Source organism: Vibrio sp. 2033 (assembly GCF_033339735.1).
Genome location: NZ_JAWOVC010000401.1, coordinates 1 through 671 on the forward strand (window position 1 = coordinate 1; position 671 = coordinate 671).

Genomic DNA, 671 nt, shown 5'->3' on the forward strand with positions numbered 1-671 from the left:
TTAATGATTAGTTCCCCTGGTTTAGGCAACTGTCCTTGTTCGAGGGTTCTAATTTCCCCATCGAGACCGATAACTACAATATTACTCATCAATGAGCCAAAAGTTACTCGTTCCATATCTACCTCGCCCCACTTTGAACTAAGTCAAAAGTTTGTCACCCCAATATTTACGTCTATAGTTTAGTCAAAATCATCATATTTTCGTTGTATGTGCAAGGGGCGATGTGCTGATTAACTCAAGGGGCGGGGTTACAGGTGCAGCAGGGAATTGCACAGGTCGTGGAACGCTATGATATTAAGAAATCAAGCTTTTCTCTTGCTTAAACACAAACGGTTGCCAAGCAACATTTTGCACATGTGCTAAGGTTTAATCAGGCGAACTTCTGGATATTCTAAACAAAAGCCTAGGTTTAACAGTAGGTTGATAATTTACTTACTCAAACACTGTTATTTGTGATGTTTTATCTCAAATGTGAGATGAAACAGCAAAAAGCAACACGATTTTTTAGGAGAAACACCGTGAAATGGAACCGACTAAGTATTGCTTGCTGCTGTAGCTTAATAGTGTCTATACCCGTTTTCGGTCAAACTTTAGAGCAAGCCGTGGCATTAACGTTAAAAAATAACCCAGATATCAAAAGCGCATTTAATGAATTTGAGAGCCGAAGGTAC

1 pseudogene is annotated in these 671 nt (G+C 39.3%); it reads left to right on the top strand.

Features of this window, described 5'->3' with window-relative positions:
• Window positions 1-518: 518 nt before the first annotated feature.
• A pseudogene (locus R7P74_RS26840) lies at window positions 519-671 on the top strand (TolC family outer membrane protein); the annotation flags it as partial.